This window comes from Nostoc sp. CALU 546 (assembly GCF_048836525.1).
Map to the genome: position 1 here is coordinate 5,809 of NZ_JAWJTF010000032.1, position 3,168 is coordinate 8,976.

3 protein-coding genes are annotated in these 3,168 nt (G+C 40.8%); all 3 read right to left on the reverse strand.

The annotated features are described in order from the left end of the window. Window positions 1-213 precede the first annotated feature (213 nt). The 3 genes from RRG12_RS17490 to RRG12_RS17500 all read right to left on the reverse strand — a co-directional run bounded on the left by RRG12_RS17490 (window position 214) and on the right by RRG12_RS17500 (window position 3,002). Window positions 214-789 carry a Uma2 family endonuclease gene (locus RRG12_RS17490; RefSeq protein WP_420760151.1) on the reverse strand — a complete coding sequence of 192 codons (576 nt, stop codon included), beginning with the start codon at window positions 787-789 and terminating at the stop codon, window positions 214-216. A gap of 104 nt (window positions 790-893) precedes the next feature. Continuing rightward, on the reverse strand, window positions 894-1,850 hold the full coding sequence (locus tag RRG12_RS17495; RefSeq protein ID WP_420760152.1) for a M23 family metallopeptidase: 957 nt from the start codon (window positions 1,848-1,850) through the stop codon (window positions 894-896). A gap of 141 nt (window positions 1,851-1,991) precedes the next feature. Then, window positions 1,992-3,002 carry a phycobilisome rod-core linker polypeptide gene (locus RRG12_RS17500; RefSeq protein ID WP_420760153.1) on the reverse strand — a complete coding sequence of 337 codons (1,011 nt, stop codon included), beginning with the start codon at window positions 3,000-3,002 and terminating at the stop codon, window positions 1,992-1,994. Between the last annotated feature and the right edge of the window lie 166 nt (window positions 3,003-3,168).

The following is a 3,168-nucleotide window of genomic DNA, read 5'->3' on the forward strand; positions in this document are numbered from 1 at the left end:
ACCTTGCACCTTTGTTGCATCGGTGAAAAGTCAGTTTAATTGACCTAGCCCTGAGCTTGGTTGAAGAATTTGACTTTGCGCTAAGTAATTTATAAGCTGAGGTTAACTATTTGTTATCTGCTTCGTCTTCAAACAGGATGGTGTTCAGAAGATTCAATTCGCTGGATGCCATAAAATAGCGATCGCTAAAAACTGTTGATTTCTGATGAAACTTTAGGGTAATCCAGCTTGTTGAAAGATTGCGTGAGGGGTAATTTCCAATTCTGGTAGCAAATCATCAGTAATTATTTGATGAGATCGATAAGTAATCGGCAAGGAAGATGGCGCAAATACAGTTACAGTTCTAGCTTTTGTATCAACCACCCAAACACGAGAAACACTAGCTTTCAGATAATCAGTAGCTTTTTCTGCAATTTCACCAAAAGTTTGACCAGGTGAAATGATTTCGATGACTAATTCAGGTGCGACAGGACAAGCTTCGTCTAATAGCCAATCAGCAGGAAGACGGTTATGAGAAATATAGGTCAGATCGGCCACAGGCATCCAATCTTGTTGATTTCGTGTTAGTTTAATTGCCCATTCAATCACAACCCGACCCTTTGCTTGTGCCCATGCAGACAATAGTATAAATAAAGCACCAGTAGTCGAGCTATGAAAAAATTTTGGTGACATTTCATTGTCTTTATATTTGGGTACAGCTTCACCGTTAACAAACTCGTATGTAATATCTTCTGCGGGAAGTGCGAGAAATTCTTCTAGGGTTAGGCGTTGATTAGAAGACTGAACCATAGATGTTATGTGGATAAAAGATGCTTACTTTTAGTTTAGGCGATCGCTAAAATTATCCATAAAGAGACTCCCTATTCCACACCCACTTGAAAGACGTAAATCCCTCAAAATTTTTGGGATTTTGAGGGATTTACTTCGGGGCTATCTATCTTCCGTGTGTTTCCGGTAAAAAAACGGTCAGAACGAATCTGACTGCCATTTCGCCAAACTTCCACTTTTTCTGGAGTGATTAAATAAGAAAAACTGCCATTATTTGCTCGATATCTGTTTTTACCAATATTCAAAGCTGTGATCTTTATAGGCTGACTTCGGTCTTGCTTTAACTGCCCAATATAAAATAACTGACCATTTTCTTCACAGACTTTTACACGAATGCTTGCAGTCTCACCTTCAATAACAGTAATTCCATTACATTTAGTATCAGTGCTTACAGGTGCAAAATCTATGGGAATTGGCTGTGAAGGGGAAACTTGAATTGCTACTGGAGGTGGCGAGACTGGGCGGTTCGGATTATCTATTTGTTGAACTTTAGAACCAGAACCAACGCTTGCAGTTAAGGATGTCAACAGACGCAGGGGGTCAACTGCTATTCGACTATTTGGATAAACTTCAAAGTGTAGATGAGGTGCTGTACTATTGCCTGTAGATCCCATCTCGGCAATAATTTGACCTTGAATGACCTGTTGACCCTTACTCACTAATAAACGGCGATTATGTCCATAAACAGTAATGCTGCCGTCGAGATGTTTAATAGTTATGGCATTGCCTAATCCCCAATTATCCCAACCTGCTTTGACAACTGTACCGGATGCAGCAGCAACAATAGGAGTTCCAGATGCGCCTGCAATATCAATTCCTTCATGTTGATATTTGCGGAAGCCTTGAGAAATAAACCCTTGAGTCGGCCAGATTAAATTAGAAGCAGGGATAGGAGTTTGCCCAATTGGGGAATTGTCTGCTAACTGTGTTAGGGCAGATGTTGCTGTGCAAAATATAGTTGTTAAGGATATTAATCCAATTAGTCCATAAGTAGGGTATCGATAAACGATAACTTTTTTCATAAGTTGCAAGCCTATTAAAACAATAATTCAGACATTTTTTGACTATTTATTGTTTCAAACTGACTCGGAAAACATCAGGAAATTAAATAGGGTGAGTTAAGAAAAGCCTAACCCACCCGACAAAACTAAACAATAGAGAAATTAGCCATTAAAAACGCGACTGCGCCACTTATTCAACCGGGCTTCCCCAATTGTGGCAGACCGTCGAGAATCAGCAACTTGCTCTTGCAAAGCTGCAATCTGTTTTTCTTGAGTGTCAGCTTGCTGTTGCAAAGATGTATATTCGCCTGTACTGGTCACGGAACTGGAAGTCTGCCAACTATTACTAAATTTTGTTGCACCGATGCTGGCAAAGGGTCTTAAGTCTGCTAGTTGTTGTTGCAAAGTTGCAATCTGGCTTTCTTGGTCTTTAATCTTTTGCCGCAAGCCTTGTTCGGCTGCTGTGCGAGCTGCAATAAAGTTATTAACTGGAGTAGCAGCCGTTTCTGGTCTGGGCTTGAATACTTCGGCAAGTATTGCACTAACATCGGTGGGTTTTAGTTTACCGTAAGGAGTGTTGGTAATTAGCGATCGCACCAGTTGAGGTTGATTATTTGTTGCTAGGTTCTGATCACTGCTAGAATTACTCCGCAGCAGTTGTAACATATTGCTAAATTCCAATATCTTTTTGCCTGTTTGGGTTTTATAACCCCGATAATATGGCACTATATTATCCCCAAAGGCGTTTAGATACTCGTCGCTATCAAGATAAGAATCAATATCCGCCTCAAAACCCGACTCATCTAGAATGTTGCTGTGAAGTACCGTCTCAGAGTAGTCATCGGGAGCGCGACCCAACAAATGCTTGAAGTTCAGTTCAATTGCCCGATAGCGATAAACGTTATCAAAAAATCTGGAGCGATACAACTCTGATTTGGCAATTTGACGCACAAACTCACGAACATCGATTATCCCTTGCTTGAGTTGGGATTCTGGAACGACAAGCCGCTCACTTTCCATAATGTAGGCATTACCCAATACTTGCCGATAAACTGCCCGAATGACAATTTCAATGTCATCAACTGAAGCAGTATTCCACAGTTCGATGGGTTCTGTTTGGGGAAATGCTTGATATTGGCGTTGTCTGGTTGCGTCGTCTATGAAGGTCTGCATAATTGAGTTAGTGTGGGTAGAATTGACTAATTTATCAAGTAAAAATAAAATTTCTGGCGTTGCTGAATCAAGGGATGATTCTTGTAGGGTGAGCGACACGAGAGGCCTGAAATACAAGGGACGGGCAAGATGCCATTGGTGTCAAGTTAAGCTAGAAATAGCTTCG